General features: G+C 44.2%; 15 protein-coding genes. 10 read left to right on the top strand and 5 right to left on the bottom strand.

The genetic code is table 11. The features are described from left to right. The first annotated feature begins 47 nt into the window (after nt 1-47). Nucleotides 48-821, top strand: coding sequence for a toxin-antitoxin system YwqK family antitoxin (locus B2746_RS09045; RefSeq protein ID WP_290792529.1), 774 nt, complete (start codon nt 48-50; stop codon nt 819-821). 2 nt (nt 822-823) lie between these two features. On the opposite strand, the gene B2746_RS09040 is transcribed toward B2746_RS09045, so the two are convergent. Then, the gene (locus B2746_RS09040) at nt 824-1,546 is read right to left on the bottom strand and encodes a head GIN domain-containing protein (RefSeq protein WP_290792528.1); all 723 of its coding nucleotides are present in this window, start codon (nt 1,544-1,546) and stop codon (nt 824-826) included. 110 nt (nt 1,547-1,656) lie between these two features. Here B2746_RS09040 and guaA point away from each other — a divergent pair, with 110 nt between their 5' ends. The 3 genes from guaA to B2746_RS22765 are packed head-to-tail and all read left to right on the top strand — an operon-like array spanning nt 1,657 to nt 4,580. Next, entirely contained in the window at nt 1,657-3,192 is a 1,536-nt protein-coding gene (gene guaA, locus B2746_RS09035) for a glutamine-hydrolyzing GMP synthase (protein ID WP_290792527.1), read from the top strand. Between the two features lie 19 nt (nt 3,193-3,211). Next, on the top strand, nt 3,212-4,426 hold the full coding sequence (locus tag B2746_RS09030) for a hypothetical protein (protein WP_290792526.1): 1,215 nt from the start codon (nt 3,212-3,214) through the stop codon (nt 4,424-4,426). Between the two features lie 10 nt (nt 4,427-4,436). Then, a complete protein-coding gene (locus B2746_RS22765; protein ID WP_349680610.1) occupies nt 4,437-4,580 on the top strand; it encodes a DUF2256 domain-containing protein in 144 nt (47 codons plus the stop codon). A 218-nt stretch (nt 4,581-4,798) separates the two neighbouring features. Here the strand turns inward: B2746_RS22765 and B2746_RS09025 are convergent, their stop codons facing one another. Both B2746_RS09025 and B2746_RS09020 read right to left on the bottom strand, forming a co-directional pair. Continuing rightward, nucleotides 4,799-5,263, bottom strand: coding sequence for a hypothetical protein (locus B2746_RS09025; protein ID WP_290792525.1), 465 nt, complete (start codon nt 5,261-5,263; stop codon nt 4,799-4,801). Next, nucleotides 5,256-5,651 carry a DUF4070 domain-containing protein gene (locus B2746_RS09020; RefSeq protein ID WP_290792524.1) on the bottom strand — a complete coding sequence of 132 codons (396 nt, stop codon included), beginning with the start codon at nt 5,649-5,651 and terminating at the stop codon, nt 5,256-5,258. The genes B2746_RS09025 and B2746_RS09020 overlap by 8 nt, the downstream gene beginning before the upstream one ends. A 282-nt stretch (nt 5,652-5,933) precedes the next feature. Between B2746_RS09020 and B2746_RS09015 the strand changes: the two genes are divergently transcribed. Genes B2746_RS09015 through B2746_RS09000 form a run of 4 tightly spaced genes read left to right on the top strand, consistent with a single transcriptional unit; the run spans nt 5,934 to nt 12,487 of the window. Next, nucleotides 5,934-6,953, top strand: coding sequence for a ligase-associated DNA damage response exonuclease (locus B2746_RS09015; RefSeq protein WP_290792523.1), 1,020 nt, complete (start codon nt 5,934-5,936; stop codon nt 6,951-6,953). Then, nucleotides 6,928-8,565: an ATP-dependent DNA ligase gene (locus B2746_RS09010; RefSeq protein WP_290792522.1), complete on the top strand. Its 1,638-nt coding sequence runs from the start codon at nt 6,928-6,930 to the stop codon at nt 8,563-8,565. Before B2746_RS09015 ends, B2746_RS09010 begins: the two co-directional genes overlap by 26 nt. 47 nt (nt 8,566-8,612) lie before the next feature. After that, complete coding sequence (locus B2746_RS09005; protein ID WP_290792521.1) at nt 8,613-10,004, top strand: c-type cytochrome; 1,392 nt, start codon at nt 8,613-8,615, stop codon at nt 10,002-10,004. An 8-nt stretch (nt 10,005-10,012) separates the two neighbouring features. Continuing rightward, on the top strand, nt 10,013-12,487 hold the full coding sequence (locus B2746_RS09000) for a ligase-associated DNA damage response DEXH box helicase (RefSeq protein WP_290792520.1): 2,475 nt from the start codon (nt 10,013-10,015) through the stop codon (nt 12,485-12,487). Here B2746_RS09000 and B2746_RS08995 read toward each other — a convergent pair whose 3' ends face one another. Continuing rightward, on the bottom strand, nt 12,488-12,976 hold the full coding sequence (locus B2746_RS08995; RefSeq protein ID WP_290792519.1) for a hypothetical protein: 489 nt from the start codon (nt 12,974-12,976) through the stop codon (nt 12,488-12,490). Between the two features lie 57 nt (nt 12,977-13,033). On the opposite strand from B2746_RS08995, the gene pdeM reads away from it, so the two are divergent. Both pdeM and B2746_RS08985 read left to right on the top strand, forming a co-directional pair. Further along, entirely contained in the window at nt 13,034-13,705 is a 672-nt protein-coding gene (gene pdeM / locus B2746_RS08990) for a ligase-associated DNA damage response endonuclease PdeM (RefSeq protein WP_290792518.1), read from the top strand. 21 nt (nt 13,706-13,726) lie between these two features. After that, entirely contained in the window at nt 13,727-14,638 is a 912-nt protein-coding gene (locus B2746_RS08985; RefSeq protein ID WP_290792517.1) for a histone deacetylase family protein, read from the top strand. A 79-nt stretch (nt 14,639-14,717) separates the two neighbouring features. On the opposite strand, the gene B2746_RS08980 is transcribed toward B2746_RS08985, so the two are convergent. Next, nucleotides 14,718-15,467: an XRE family transcriptional regulator gene (locus B2746_RS08980; protein WP_290792516.1), complete on the bottom strand. Its 750-nt coding sequence runs from the start codon at nt 15,465-15,467 to the stop codon at nt 14,718-14,720. Nucleotides 15,468-15,521: the final 54 nt, after the last annotated feature.

Genomic DNA, 15,521 nt, shown 5'->3' with positions numbered 1-15,521 from the left:
TTTCAAAGCAGCATTGTTAACTACATTTGGAACAATTGCTTGCGCCCATGAAACAACTATTATTAACCTGGCTGGCTCTTGCCGGAACCAGTTCAGTATTGTTTTGGACAGGACAACAGGATGGCCAGTCCATTTCCGGAAGCGGTTACCGATTTAAGGTCAATTATAAACGAAACCTCCCGCATGGCCCCTATAAAAGCTGGTTTGATTCTGCTCAACTTAGAGATCAGGGAACATTTGAGATGGGCATACCGGATGGCGAATGGAAAGGCTGGTACAGTAATGGACAGCCCCGGTTCATACGTACCTATAGTGCTGCCAAATTACAAAGGATAAAACAGGAAATTAAAAAACATCCCAAACATGTTTTGATGCCGCTGGCAATTGAAGCGCAACAAAACAGATCGGCTCTACACCACGCCATATCACCACTTCAATCGTTCTGGCATTTGTATGGAAAAAGGCATGAAGAGCTTCCTCCGGTTCCGGTAGACAGCATGGTACTGGCCAGTTTGCAGTTCAATGAACAGGGAGGAGACAATTCCTATATGGCACCTTTTAAAGAGTGCCTGCACCACGGACTTTACATGAATTATTTCCCCAATGGAAGAGCTAAAGATTCGGGTTATTATAAAAACGGGCTGCGGGAAGGTCACTGGGAACACTGGTTGAGCAAAGGTTTGTTGCGTGCTTCCGGCTCTTACAAACATGGAAAAAGAAGCGGCACCTGGTCTTATTACGATCCTGGTGGCCGCATCCGTTCACTGGCTACCTATAACCGAAAAGGAGAACTGGTACACCAGCAGTTTTATGATAACTAAATTTATTCGAGCTTCCGCAGGTTGCCACTTCCTTTAAAATCGGTACGGATCGTGGGACTTCCCTTATAACTCACATCCCCACTACCTTTCACTTCCACTTCCAGGCTTTTGCTGGTATTTACACTGGCATTTCCACTTCCTTTGATATCTACAAAAGCTTCTTCAGAAAGAAGATCAACCGCATTCAGGTCGCCACTTCCGGTACATTCCAATTTCACTTTACGTGTCTGACCTTTTAAGGTAACATTGCCGCTTCCGTAGATGGATGCTGTTATTTCGGGTGCAATCACTTCAATCCTTACATCCCCACTGCCTTTGGTTCCAACCTCCATGGCTTCATCATTTTTGATAACTGATTCTGAAATGATATTACCTGATCCATAGGAGAAAACCTGCTTATAGCGGGGGGCGGTTACTTTAATCCGTACCGTGCGGGTTGGACGCAGATTAAATCCTTCTTCTGTTTTTATTTTCAGCGTGGAGCCATCCACATAGGTTTCAATTTTGGAAAGAATATTTTCTTCTCCTTCCAGCGTGATGGAAGCCTGCTCCCCTACCAGCAATTCCACATCAAAACTGCCTTTCTGTTCAACCGATTCAAAAGAACCGGGAGTACGGGTATCAGTGGTAACATTCCCATTACCTTTTACTTTTTTACCCGAATTAAAAACACAGGCTGTCAGACTCAGGCAGGCAACTGCCAATACAGTAAGAAATGCTTTCATGTGAGGTTGTTTAGTCAAAAAAACAAAATATTTATAAGCTTAGACGCCGATTGCCGGAAAAAGTTACCAGAAGAAGCAGCGCTGAAAAAAGATTGTAACTTCGCGCCACCATGACTGAAAAAATTCTCATTCTCGATTTCGGCTCTCAATATACTCAATTGATTGCCAGGGCTGTACGTGAAGCCAATGTTTATTGCGAAATCATCCCTTACCACAAATCCTTCGATTATGAACCCGGATTAAAAGGGATCATTCTCTCCGGATCGCCGTTTTCGGTAAATGAAGAAAATGCCCCGGATGTGGACATTGAGGCAATGATTGCAAAACTTCCGGTTCTGGGGGTTTGTTATGGTGCACAGCTAACCGCTAAAAAATTCGGTGGCCGGGTAGAAAAAAGCAGCAAACGGGAATACGGAAGAGCGCTTTTGCAGATCGTAAAAGAGGATCGCATTTTTAAAGGCATGTCCAGGCAAAGCCAGGTATGGATGAGTCATGCTGACAGTGTGAAAGAAATTCCGGATGGCTTTGAATTACTGGCAGATACCCAATCGATTCCGGTTGCAGCATTTCGCAAAAAAGATGAAGAGAAAACCCTTTATGCCGTTCAGTTCCACCCGGAAGTGTACCATAGTATCGAGGGTAAAAAATTGATTCAGAATTTTCTGGTTGAAGTTTGTGGTTGCTCACAGGATTGGACACCCGCACATTTCATTACAGATACTGTTGCTGCATTGAAAAAACAGATCGGAGACCGCAAAGTGATCATGGCATTAAGCGGTGGTGTGGACAGTACTGTAGCAGCCACCCTGATTTCAAGAGCCATCGGCGATCGCTTATACGGCATCTTTGTTGACAATGGCGTATTGAGAAAAGGCGAATTTGAACAGGTATTAAAAACCTATAAAGATCATCTCCACCTGAACGTAAAAGGAGTGAATGCAAAAGATCGTTTTTATACCGATCTGGCCGGCAAATCAGATCCTGAAGCCAAAAGAAAAGTAATCGGTAAACTCTTTATCGATGTATTTCAGGAAGAAGCAAAACAGGTGGAAGGAATTGAATTATTGGGACAAGGCACCATTTACCCCGATGTAATTGAAAGCGTATCGGTGCATGGGCCGTCAGTAACCATTAAATCGCACCATAATGTGGGTGGCTTACCTGAACAGATGCACCTGGAACTGGTGGAACCACTTAGATATTTATTTAAAGATGAGGTGCGGAAAGTTGGACGTGAATTGGGTATTCCCGATGAATTAATCGATCGCCATCCATTCCCCGGCCCTGGTTTGGCTATTCGGATTCTGGGTGAAATAACTGAAGAAAAAGTTAAACTGTTGCAGGAAGCCGACCACCGATACATCTCTGCGCTCAAAGAACACAACTTATATAAATCAGTATGGCAGGCGGGTGCCATTCTATTACCGGTAAAAAGTGTAGGTGTTATGGGGGATGAGCGTACCTACGAGTTCACGGTTGCATTAAGAGCCGTAACTTCCGTTGATGGGATGACAGCCGACTGGGCGCATCTGCCCTATGATTTTCTGGCACACATTTCGAGTGATATCATCAATAATGTTCGTGGTATCAACCGGGTGGTGTACGATATCAGCAGTAAACCGCCGGCTACCATAGAATGGGAATAATTAACTAAACCCCACGTACATGCGCAAATTATGCAGGATCAGTTGTTGGATGGTTGGATTGATTTTACTGCTAACTGTTCAGAGTAGTGCACAGGACAGCAGTCAGCTGATGGTTCAGGCCAAACCCATAAAACAAAAGCAGGTAGTAACTTTTTTACTGCCGTTATACCTTGATTCTGCATTTGATGCAACCGGACAATACCGCTTTGGCAAACAATTTCCCCGGTATTTTTTACCGGGACTGGAGTTTTATGAAGGCGTACAACTGGCTATTGATTCACTGAACAAGGAGCATGTTGAGCTTGATGTGAATGTACTGGATACCAGATCAGGAAAAAGTATAACAACACTCATACAAGATCCTGCAGTACAGGATGCCAGTTTGCTGGTAGGACATATTTCCAACAATGAAATTCGTCCGCTGGCAGATTTTGCCAATAAAAACCAGGTGCCCTTTATCAATGTAAATATCCCCAATGATGCCGGTGTAACGAACAATCCTTATATGGTGATTTTGAACAGCACCCTGGCATCTCATGCAGAAGGGATTTATAATTATCTGGAAAAGAAAATGAATGCGGCCACCTCCATTCTTGTATTTACCAAAAACGGAACACAGGAAGCAAGGTTGAAAACATATTTGACAGATGTGGAGAACTCCAAACCTGGTTCCAAATTAAAATTGAAATACATCACGCTGCCTGCCAATTTCCAGGCAACCAATCTGCTTCCCTATCTGGATAGTAATAAAACAACCATTGCAGTTGCAGGAAGCCTGGATGTTCAGTTTGCACGTAAACTTGCAGGAGAACTAGCCGTGCTTAGCAAAACCTATCCGGTTCAGGTAATGGGAATGCCAACCTGGGACGGGATCCGGGATTTTGAAGAAGAGGAATACCGGGATTTGGAAATAATGTATACCATCCCTTTTAATCCAATTCGTACAGATTCATTAAGCAGTTCTATCAATACCTATTTTAGAGACAAATTATATTCCCGTCCGAGTGATATGGTTTTCAGAGGGTATGAAGTAATGTATCGTTTTGGTAAAATGGTGGCAGAACAGGGTGCCAATCTTGCATTGGGATTGGGAGAAAAAAAATACCAGGTCTTCACCGATTTTGATATACAACCCGTTCTACTTAATAAACAACAACAGCAACTGGATTATTTCGAAAACAAGAAAGTATATGTGGTCAGGTTGTTGAACGGAACAGTTACAACCGTGAATTAATTTTCATGTAATGAAAGCAGTCAGGAAAGAAAACCTTCCGCAAAAGGTTTGCATCACCTGTAACCGCCCTTTTACCTGGAGAAAAAAATGGGCAAAGGTTTGGGATGAGGTTAAATATTGCAGCGAGAGATGTAAGGCGGGGAAAAAGAAATAAAAATTTCAGTCTGAGGCCAATGACCTTAGTTTCTTCCTCCTGCTGTAAACACAATAAGCATACGCGCTTAACAGCGGCAGGGTTAAAATTACAGAGATAATTGTCAGCAGAAACAACACATTATAGGCTGCATCGTGGGGGCCCTCGTTTCTAAGTCCACCCATAATATCAAACACAACCCGCTGTAAATTGAGTATGGTAAGTGTGGTAATAATTAATCAGATGGGCAATAATGTTACTGTTGTAATATCCAAAATATCCAGTTTGGTAAAGACTCGAATAAAATAAAACAACATACATAATCTCCAGGCAGCAACAAGCGCAAGAAACCATACATTTATTAAATTGGATATTTCCATCGAAAAATACAGTTCTACCGGAATTGCGTAGAATAGTGCGGGAAACGAGGTGAGACTTATAAATGTCAGCACCCTGAAATAGGTCCACTGGTCTATCAAAAATGGCTTAATGATCAACCAAATGAAAAGTGACAAAAGAAAAATATAAATTACAGAACCTAATCCCAAATGCTGAAGCAGGGAAGCTCCTTTATCATCCCAATACCGGCCAATACCAACGATCCAGGTCCCCAGTAATCCAACAATAAAATGCTTCCGGTTAAATTTAAGCATTTCCTCTCTTGTTAGTTTCAATAAAAGCAGGCTACTGATTGTTTTAAACATTTGCAGAGGTTGTTCTGGTTTTAAGAATTTTTTTAAAAGTGGATTTTCGTTGTTCTGCATTGGATTGGCTGTATACATTCGTCATCAATTCCTGGAAAGAATTTTCCAATTCAGTAACAGCGAAATTTTTTGGCATAAAAGTCACATCAAACAAGGTGCATTTATCCCAGTAAACTGGCTGTAAGAGCCGATTTTGGCTTCGCAGCTGCCGGTATAATTCCGTTCCGGGAAATGGTGTCAGCAGGGTTATCTGCACTTCAGACAAATTGCTGTCTTTGATAAACTGTTCGGTATGTTTAAAGGTATCTTTTGTATCTGAATCAAACCCCAGTATAAAGCAGCCATTAACGGAAATGCCAAAGGACTGAATTTTTTCAATTGATTTCATGTAACTATCAAACTGATTAAACTTCCAGTTATTCCGGTCAATTCCTCTCAGAGTTGAGGCATTTGAAGTTTCCAATCCAATTAAAACCTGGGCACAATTAGATTGGGCCAGAAGCTTAACCGGACCACCAGAAACTTTGCACTAACCAAATAAGCTATGTTAGGATGAGACAGTCAAAAATCGCTTTTTTTCAACCTTTTTTAGCACCTGCCACCCTCACCGGCCCGCTTATTGATTAACATCTTACATTATCAAACGAACTATATTAACTAACAAACTATATTGCCCAACCAACCCATGCTCAGCTTCACCAAATCAGGAATATTCTGCCAACAGGGAGGGTTTTATATAGACCCCTGGCTGCCGGTTGATAAAGCCATCATCACCCATGCACATAGTGACCATGCCCGGTGGGGTAATCAATCCTATCTCTGCCATACCCACACCAAACCCCTGCTGCAGCTTCGGCTGGGAGAGATAAATGTGGAAGCCATGAACTGGGGCGAAAACAAAATCATCAACGGTGTGCAGGTTAGCCTGCACCCGGCGGGACATATCATCGGCTCTTCGCAAATTCGCCTCGAATACAAAGGGAAAATCTGGGTGGTGAGCGGCGATTATAAAGTGGCTGACGACGGTATCAGCGGCGTCTTTGAACCAGTGCCCTGTCATCATTTTGTTACCGAATCGGCCTTCGGTTTGCCTATTTACCGTTGGGAAAAACAGGAAATCATTTACCAGCAAATCCGCGACTGGGTACTGCAAAACAAAGCCAATGGTTTCAGTTCGGTGCTGCTGGCCTACAGCCTTGGCAAAGCACAACGTGTGATCGACTGTCTGGCACCACTCGAACTGCCCATATTTGCCCACGGTGCCATCGCCAACGCCCAGGAAAAACTGATCGGCGCCGGCTTCCACCTGCCGGCGGTTACACGGGTGCCGACGGCAGAACAACTTTCCACGGCTTCCGAAAAAAAAGCCTTAAAAGAGTCTTTAGTAGTTGCCCCACCCAGCGTTGACGGCTCCAATTGGCTGAAACAATTCGGCCCGTCGAAAATGGCTTCCTGCAGTGGCTGGATGCAGGTGCGTGGGAATGTCCGCCGACGCAACCTCGACGCAGGTTTCGTGTTAAGTGATCATGCCGATTGGGAGGGACTTCTTACTGCCGTAAAAGCTACCGGTGCATCAAGGGTATTTGTAACCCATGGCTTCCAATCTGCCTTCAGCCGCTACCTCAACGAAAACGGGATTGAATCACATGAAATTGCCACCGACTATGGAACCACTGAAGCAGAAGAATAAAACGGGCATGAACCTGTTTGCCGACCTGGTTCAGATACTTGGCACCAGCACCAAAATCGGGGATAAACTCAGCGCCCTTATCCAATATTTTGAAACCGCCCCCGAAAAAGATGCGGTTTGGGTAATTGCCCTGTTCACCGGTCGCCGCCCCAAACGTACCGTCGGCAGCGCCCTGCTCCGTACCTGGAGCGCCGAACTGGTACAACTGCCTTCCTGGCTTTTTGAAGAAGCCTACCATACCGTGGGTGACCTGGCCGAAACCATTTCATTACTGTTGCCGCCACCCTCCCATACCGGCAACCACTCCCTGCAACATTATCTCGAGCAACTCATCACAATTGGCAACCAATCGCCCGAAGAAAAAAAAGTCTTTGTACTCACCGCCTGGCAGGAGCTTGATAAAGCCGAACGCTTTGTGTTCAACAAACTCATCACCGGCGGTTTCCGAATAGGGATATCGCAACAATTGCTGGTACAATCACTGTCAAGGCTAACAGGCCTCGAAGCAAGCCAGGTGGCTTATCTGATCAGTGGTCAGTGGGATCCGCAGTCCACCGGTTTCAATGAGCTCTTCGACCCCGTGCGCGCGGCAGTCGATTTTTCCAAACCCTATCCTTTTTATCTTTCCTATGCGCTGGAAACGGATTTGGCTGAACTCGGCAATCCGGCCGACTGGCAGGCAGAATGGAAATGGGATGGTATCCGCGGGCAACTCATCAAACGTAACCAGCAACTTTTTGTGTGGAGCCGCGGTGAAGAACTGATGACCGATAAATTCCCCGAATACGCCTCCCTGCTGAACGAATTACCCGACGGGTTGGTGCTGGATGGTGAAATCATTCCGGCGCAGGATGGTCGCCCCCTGCCCTTTGCGTTGCTACAAACCCGCATCGGCCGGAAAAACATAACCCGCAAACAATTGCAGGATGCACCGGTTTGTTTTTTCGCGTACGACCTGCTCGAATGGCAGGGTACCGACTGGCGCAACGAACCACTCACAAAACGACGCGCCCAACTGGAGACACTGCTCAGCACCATCCGCCACCCAGCCCTGTTTTTACCGCAAACACTGGCCTTCGCAAGCTGGGTAGAACTAACAGAACTGTACCACCAGGCGCGGGATTTTTTTGCCGAAGGATTAATGATCAAACGAAACAACTCCCTCTACCAGGTTGGGCGCAAACGGGGCGACTGGTGGAAATGGAAAACCGATCCGCTGACCATCGATGCAGTTTTAATTTATGCCCAGAAAGGACATGGCAGAAGATCCAATTTATACACCGATTACACCTTTGCCGTTCGTAAGGGGGATGAATTTATCACTTTTACAAAAGCTTATTCGGGACTAACGGATAAAGAATTAGCCGAAGTGGATGCTTATGTGAAAAAACATGGATTGGAAAAATTTGGTCCGGTTCGGACAGTAAAACCTGAGTTGGTATTTGAAATTGCATTTGAAGGAATTGCCGCTTCCAACCGGCACAAAAGCGGAGTGGCCTTGCGTTTTCCACGTATCAGTCGCTGGCGGAAAGATAAAACCGCAGCAGAAGTAAATACCCTGGAAGATTTACAGCAACTATTGCAACAATTTGGGACAGGCGGGCGCGATTAGAACATCAAAGGCCTGAAATTTGTTAGATCTTGATCAATCCGAATTATATGCTGTTTCGCATCTGTTTTTCTCTTGTTTTTGTTGTTTGTCTGGCTAGCTTCCTGCTCAGCAGTTATACAGGTGCAATGGACCCTGAAAAACCGGTTCCCATTCCGGCATCCAAACAAAGAAGCGGCAATGCAGCAAAAGGGTATCAGTATTTAACCACCGGTGATTATGTAAAGGGAGGAATTCCCTATGATTTTTTTGTTTTAGGCAAGGGGAAAGAAAACAGGAATTACCTGAACAGAACCGGATTGAATGCAACAGTTTCGCATGATTATACCGTAGTAAAAGCAGGCAATGGTGAAAATCTGGTTGCACCCAATTGCATGCAATGCCATGCACAGGTAGTGAATGATTCACTCTACCTGGGAATGGGGAATACACTGATTGATTTCACCGCAGGGCAACAACTGAATCCGAATGCAGTAAAAATGATGGGCACCATGCTGAAAGCAAATGCCCCTTCAAAATATGAAGCCAGCAAAGATTTCCTGCAGGTTGCCGGCACCATTGCACCCTATCTCAGCACCGCAGTGCGAGGCGTGAATGCAGCAGACCGGCTGGCGGCTGTATTGGTTGCGCATCGTGATCCGCTAACGCTGAAATGGGCTGATACGGCATCCATGGAAATTCCGGCAGAAGTTATTCCAAGTGATGTGCCTGCCTGGTGGTTGCTAAGGAAAAAAAATGCCATGTTTTACAATGGATTTGGCAGGGGTGATTTTGGCAGGTTTCTGATGGCATCCAATTTATTAACGGTAACAGACTCATCGGAAGCAGCTGAAGTAGATCGGCAAATCAGTGATGTACTGGCCTTTATTTTCAGTTTGCGACCACCACCTTACCCGGGTAAAATTGATGCATCTCTGGCAGCCAAAGGCCGTGAAGTTTTTATTGACAATTGTTCCAAATGTCATGGTAAATACGGCGATGAAGAAGAGTTTCCCAATCTGTTGATTCCGGCAGCCATTATTCAAACAGATTCAGCCTTATACAAGAGTAATTATCAAAATCCGCAGTTTGTAAACTGGTTCAATAAGAGCTGGTTTGCGCAGGGAGATCATCCTGCCAGGCTGGTACCATTTGACGGATACATTGCTCCGCCGCTGGATGGAGTCTGGAGTACAGCGCCTTATCTGCACAATGGCTCCGTTCCTTTTCTGGAAGCGGTACTGGACAGCCGGTTAAGGCCTGCTTACTGGCAGCGAAACTTTAGCAACCCGCGCTATGATGTTGAAAAGATGGCCTGGGAATATAAAGCGGTTGATCAGCCTGGCGGTAATCAGGTTTACAATACCAGCTTAAATGGCTATGGCAATCAGGGGCATACTTTCGGAGATAAATTAAGCGATGCAGAACGCAAGGCGGTATTGGAGTACCTGAAAACAATTTAATAAGATTCGTGCAACTGCAATCCACCATAGGATACCGGGTAATACAAGAATGGTTAGCTGAAAAAGAGCGGCGGCCTTTTGCGTATCAGGAAGAAGCCTGGGAACTAATTGGAAAAGGTGCATCGGGTTTGGTGAATGCGCCAACGGGATATGGTAAAACCTATTCGGTTTTTTTGGGTGCAGTGATTCAGTACATCAATGATCACCCGACTGATTTCCGAAACAAGGCTCCCAAATCATTGCAATTGTTATGGGTATCACCCTTACGTGCATTAGCTAAGGATATTGGAAGGGCAATGGAAGAAGCTCTGAATGAATTGGGTATGCCCTGGACAGTTGGGATTCGTAATGGCGATACCAGCACCAATGAGCGGCAACGTCAAAAAAGACAGGCACCTGAAATTTTGATTATTACACCAGAGAGTCTGCATTTACTATTGGCACAAAAAGGTTATCCGCAATTTTTTCGCTCCCTCCGCTTATTGGCCGTGGATGAATGGCATGAGTTACTGGGAAGCAAACGCGGCGTATTGGTTGAACTGGCATTGTCGAGAATCACCCGGATCCATCACAACTTTAATGAGGCGCGAAGACTTTCTGTAATGGGTATATCCGCCACTATAGGAAATCTGGAACAAGCGATGGATGTCTTATTGGCAACTCTGGGAAAACCAGGTGTAATAATCTCTGCACACTTGCCGAAAAAAACAGAATTGATTTCCATTATCCCGGATGAAATTGAAAAATATCCATGGGCTGGACATTTAGGTATCAAGCTGGTTGAAAAAATAATTCCTATAATTGAAGCGAGCACAACCACGCTTCTGTTCATCAACACCAGAGGCATGAGTGAGCGCTGGTACCAGGCCATACTGGATGTTGCTCCGCAACTTGCCGGTGCAGTGGCCTTACATCATGGTAGCATTGAACAGGATTTGCGGATTTGGGTGGAGGATGCCTTACATGCGGGTACACTTAAATGTGTTGTTTGTACGGCAAGTCTTGATTTGGGTGTTGATTTTCGACCGGTTGAAACTGTTATCCAGGTGGGATCTCCCAAAGGGGTGGCAAGGTTTCTACAGCGTGCAGGCAGAAGCGGGCACCAGCCGGGTGCTGCCAGCAGGATTTATTTTCTGCCAACGCATTCACTCGAATTAATGGAAGCGGCCGCCTTAAAGGAAGCCATGCAAATGGAATTAATTGAATCGCGCGAGCCCTTTCTGTTATGTTATGATGTATTGCTGCAGTATCTCTGCACACTGGCTATTTCAGAAGGATTTACAGCAGAACAGACATATGATGAAGTGAAATCTACATTTTGTTTCAGCGAAATGACCAAAGAGGAATGGCAACAGGTTTTACAGTTTTTGGTACATGGAGGAAAAGCATTGCAGCAATATGATGATTATAAAAAAGTAGAAATCATTGATGGCGTATATCGGATCAGCAGCAGGAGAATGGCCATGCGGCATCGGATGCATATCGGCACCATTGTAAGTGATGCCATGTTAAAGGTTAAGTTTGTTTCCGGAGGTTATATTGGTGTAATTGAAGAATGGTTTATATCCAGACTGGAACCCGGAGCCTGCTTCACGCTGGCGGGTAGAAACCTTGAGCTGGTCATGATTAAGGACATGACGGTATTGGTTCGGAAATCAACCAGTAAAAAGTCCATCGTACCCAGCTGGATGGGCGGAAGAATGCCGCTCTCCGCAAATCTGGGTAAAATTCTCAGGCAAACCTTTAATGAAGCAGGAACAGGAGAAAGCGATAAGGTTGAAGTGGAGGTACTGGCCCCTTTATTTGAACTACAGCAGGACCTGAGTCATGTTCCGGCCGCGAATGAATTATTGATTGAGCAGATCGAAACCAGAGACGGATTTCATCTCTACGTTTTTCCTTTTGAAGGACGTTTGGTACATGAGGCGATGGCAGCGATACTCGCCTATCGGATCAGTAAAATAAGACCCATCAGTTTTTCCTTTGCCATGAATGATTATGGATTTGAATTATTGAGTGATCAGCCAATTCCGGTGGATGATAGCAATGTATACGAATTGTTCAGTCTGGATAATTTATTTAATGATATCCAGCGAAGTGTCAACAGTACAGAGATGGCTAAACGAAAATTCAGGGATATTGCTGTGATAGGCGGATTACTTTTTCAGGGTTATCCGGGTGAGCAGAAAAAAGCGAGACACCTGCAATCAAGCGCCTCGCTCTTATTCAAGGTATTTCAGGAATATGATTCCGATAATCTGTTAATGCGACAGGCCTACCAGGAAGTGTTTGATCAGCAAATGGAAGAAACCCGGCTTCGGAATATGCTGGAAAGAATTCAGCAAAGCAAGATCGTACTTACCTTTCCTGAAAAACTAACTCCTTTCTGTTTCCCCATTAAAGTGGACAGTAAACGGGAACAACTTTCTTCTGAAAGCCTGGAGGACAGGGTTCGAAAAATGCAGATGCAATTACTTAAATAATTATTTCAAGTGTTTCAATTGGGTGGTATATAAAATAATAAATAACAGGGGTATGCCAAGATTGGAAAAATAACTGGAAGTTGTGGTGAAATAATTCGAAAACCCAAGAATGATGGCAAATCCAATTATGGGAAGTATTTCACCTACTAAATAAATAAAATATCCATCTTTTTTTAGTTTTCGCATCTGAATAGCTCCATATACACATAGTGCTGCTCCAAGAATAGTAACTATCCAAATAGGGGTGGCATTGGCTTCCATCAAATCAAATACACGAACACCTTTTTCCATTTCTGCAATTTCCTTATCTGACATTCTTTCCATAGTAGCCGGATCTTCCATGGCTTTTTTTGCAAATCCTATAAAAAATTTTGAAATAGGAATAGAAATCAACATGATAGCAGATCCTATAAATGTCAGAATGGTTAATACATTCAGCATCGTTGGGAGCTTTTTTTTCTCTTCTTCAAATGGATTTAAAACATTCATATTGCGGGGTTTTGAGTTAGGAATTCTTAAAAATAAAGCATTTAGCTTTGTACTAGCATGAAAGCTCCACATTCTTTTCAATTAGCCGATCAACAATTATGGCTGACACCACTCAGGGCAATCTATTGGGAAAACCAAGCTGCACTCGTGGTTTCTGACCTGCATTTTGGTAAAACCGGTCATTTCCGCAAGTCGGGCATTGGTGTTCCGCAGGATCTCTACAAGGAGGATTTACAGCGTTTATTCCACCTGGTTCAATATTTTAAGCCAAAGGAATTGATTATTGTAGGTGATTTTTTTCATGCTGAGTATAACCGGGAAACAGACTGGTTTGCACGCTGGCGAAAAGATCATACACAGCTTGAATGTACACTGGTAATGGGAAACCATGATATTCTGCATCGGAATTGGTATGCTGAACAGGAAATTCAGCTTGTTCGGGGAATTTATACAAAAGGGCCTTTTTCCTTTATGCATAACTGGGAGGATACAGCTTCTACAGCGTACGAAACAGTAGCAACCAATTATATTTTCTCGGGACATATTCATCCCGGTATCCGTTTAAGTGGATTGGGTAAACAATCTTTGCGATTGCCCTGTTTTTATTTCGGTAAAAAGAGAGCTATTCTGCCAGCCTTCAGTGCCTTTACCGGTTTGGCAATTGTTTCACCTGAAGCAGGGGCTTACGTTTTTGCCATTGCAGATCAGCAAATAATTCCGCTGCAGTAAATCCATATGGAAAATTAACTCATGAAGCCATCCACCCGATTCATTGCGTATGACCCCATTTACGCGCATCCGCTACCACCCGGTCATCGGTTTCCCATGCTGAAATATGAATTGATACCAGAGCAATTATTATATGAATCCGTGATAACAGAAGAGTCGCTGCATAGTCCGGGTATTTGCAAAACCGAACTTATTTTGCAAACCCATGATGCCGGCTATGTGTATAAGCTATTGCATCAGGAACTATCTGCAAAAGAACAACGACATATTGGCTTTCCGCAATCAGAAGCGCTGACCTTACGCGAACTAATCATTACCCAGGGTACCATTGATTGTGCAATACATGCATTGGAACATGGGGTTGCGCTGAATGTGGCCGGTGGTACCCATCATGCTTTTGCAGATCGGGGCGAAGGATTTTGTTTATTAAATGATGTGGCTGTTGCGGCAAATGTTCTTTTAGGGGAAAAACATTGCTCACAAATTCTGGTGATTGATCTGGATGTTCACCAGGGCAATGGAACGGCCAACTTATTTGAAAACAATCCGGCTGTTTTTACCTTCAGCATGCATGGCCGACATAATTATCCCTTTCACAAAGAACAATCCGACCTGGATATTCCTTTGGAAGATGGAATCGGAACAGAAGAGTATCTTTCTCTATTGGACAACCATCTAAAGAAGGTCCTTAACCGTGTAGAACCTGATTTTGCCTTTTATATCTCAGGTGTTGATATTCTTGAGACAGATAAATTCGGAAAACTGAAAGTAACCAAACAGGGTTGCAGAGAACGGGATCGGATGGTGTTCTCCTATTTAAAAAAAGCCGGAATTTCCTGTGCCGTATCAATGGGTGGCGGTTATTCACCTGATATCCGGGATATCGTGGAGGCGCATTGCAATACATTCAAAGAAGCATTTGCTGTTTACTAAAAAAGTAAGCCCCGTGAAACACGGGGCCTTACTAACCCATAGTACTAAAAACAACCGATTTGCATCAGGGGTAAGCCTGCTAATTCATTTTTTTCTTGAGGGAGCTCACCTGCTCCTGCAGATTGGAGACAACAGAAGCCAACTGATCCACATCCCAACGTTGTTGGTGGTTGGCGCGGGTAATGACCATCTGTGCCTGCCATACTTCCAGCACATCATTGGCATCAATCTGATAGGGTTGGAAAACAGGGTTATCACTTACCAGGGTGAACTTCTGTTTGGCCCTTGTATTCTTCATAATTCTTTTATAGACAATACCTTCCTGTTTGGATACCACAATATAGGTATGACTGGATTTCAGGTTGTCCATGTCTTCTATTTTCTCTCCCACAATAATGGAACCGCTGGGAGTCGGCAACATGGAATCTCCAATAATCTCAAAAGCTCTGTAGGAGCCTGGTGCCAACATGGGAAGCGTGAACGTATTGAGTTCATCAATGAATTCCGGGTCGGCATAGCCATTCAGATAACCCGCTGCAGCTTTCATAGGAACAAACTGGATTACCGTTGGTGCTGCTGCCAGTTTTTGCGCTCTGCGTTTGGCGATATAACTACCCTTGGTATCCTCCAGGTCTTTCAGAAAAAGTTCATCCAGGCTCACTTTAAAAAGCTCACTGACCAGTTCCAGCACTTCCAGCCTGGGTTCTGCGCGTTCTTCTTCATAAGCCCCCAACAGGGAACGTTTGATTTTCAGCTTGGCAGCAAAATCTTCCTGCGTCCATCCACGCAGCTTGCGTAAATATTTTAGGTTTTTTCCGGCAAATGACATGCTAACAGATTTAGTACGAAATTACTAATTATTTTGTCAATATGAAATTTTTCT

Source organism: Flavihumibacter sp. UBA7668 (assembly GCF_002483205.1).
GTDB lineage: Bacteria > Bacteroidota > Bacteroidia > Chitinophagales > Chitinophagaceae > Flavihumibacter.
This window is presented reverse-complemented; position numbering and strand designations above follow the sequence as displayed.

Coding starts and splice junctions, on each gene's coding strand:
- B2746_RS09030 (WP_290792526.1), top strand. CDS start 3,212: ATGCGCAAATTATGCAGGATCAGTTGTTGGATGGTTGGATTGATTTTA.
- B2746_RS09040 (WP_290792528.1), bottom strand. CDS start 1,546: ATGAAAGCATTTCTTACTGTATTGGCAGTTGCCTGCCTGAGTCTGACA.
- B2746_RS09020 (WP_290792524.1), bottom strand. CDS start 5,651: ATGAAATCAATTGAAAAAATTCAGTCCTTTGGCATTTCCGTTAATGGC.
- B2746_RS09005 (WP_290792521.1), top strand. CDS start 8,613: ATGCTGTTTCGCATCTGTTTTTCTCTTGTTTTTGTTGTTTGTCTGGCT.
- B2746_RS08995 (WP_290792519.1), bottom strand. CDS start 12,976: ATGAATGTTTTAAATCCATTTGAAGAAGAGAAAAAAAAGCTCCCAACG.
- B2746_RS22765 (WP_349680610.1), top strand. CDS start 4,437: ATGAAAGCAGTCAGGAAAGAAAACCTTCCGCAAAAGGTTTGCATCACC.
- B2746_RS09010 (WP_290792522.1), top strand. CDS start 6,928: ATGGAACCACTGAAGCAGAAGAATAAAACGGGCATGAACCTGTTTGCC.
- guaA (WP_290792527.1), top strand. CDS start 1,657: ATGACTGAAAAAATTCTCATTCTCGATTTCGGCTCTCAATATACTCAA.
- B2746_RS08985 (WP_290792517.1), top strand. CDS start 13,727: ATGAAGCCATCCACCCGATTCATTGCGTATGACCCCATTTACGCGCAT.
- pdeM (WP_290792518.1), top strand. CDS start 13,034: ATGAAAGCTCCACATTCTTTTCAATTAGCCGATCAACAATTATGGCTG.
- B2746_RS09045 (WP_290792529.1), top strand. CDS start 48: ATGAAACAACTATTATTAACCTGGCTGGCTCTTGCCGGAACCAGTTCA.
- B2746_RS09025 (WP_290792525.1), bottom strand. CDS start 5,263: ATGTTTAAAACAATCAGTAGCCTGCTTTTATTGAAACTAACAAGAGAG.
- B2746_RS08980 (WP_290792516.1), bottom strand. CDS start 15,467: ATGTCATTTGCCGGAAAAAACCTAAAATATTTACGCAAGCTGCGTGGA.